Raw genomic sequence first — 299 nt, forward strand, 5'->3', positions numbered from 1 at the left:
ACATTCCGTATGCTTGAAGAGAAGAATCTGCTACAGGAATTGTTTAAAGAAAATAGTGACTATTTAGAACATCAGAAAAATCTAAACATTCAAGTTATCTTTGGTAATCCTCCTTATTCTTCTGGTCAAAGAAGTGAGAATGATAATAATGCAAATGTAGAATATGAAATACTTGATAGAAGTATCCAAAATACGTATGCTCTTAAATCTCAAGCAACATTAAAAAGAAACCTCTACGATAGCTATATTCGAGCGATTAGGTGGGCAAGTAATCGCTTAAGTTCCCAAGGCGGTGTTTT

The 299-nt window shown here is 33.4% G+C and carries 1 protein-coding gene; it reads left to right on the plus strand.

Annotation, left to right across the window (positions count from 1 at the left end):
- A partial coding sequence (locus BN338_RS12500; protein WP_039762450.1) for a hypothetical protein occupies nucleotides 1–299 on the plus strand: 299 nt, incomplete at both ends.

It is taken from the genome of Bartonella queenslandensis AUST/NH15 (genome assembly GCF_000312585.1).
GTDB lineage: Bacteria > Pseudomonadota > Alphaproteobacteria > Rhizobiales > Rhizobiaceae > Bartonella > Bartonella queenslandensis_A.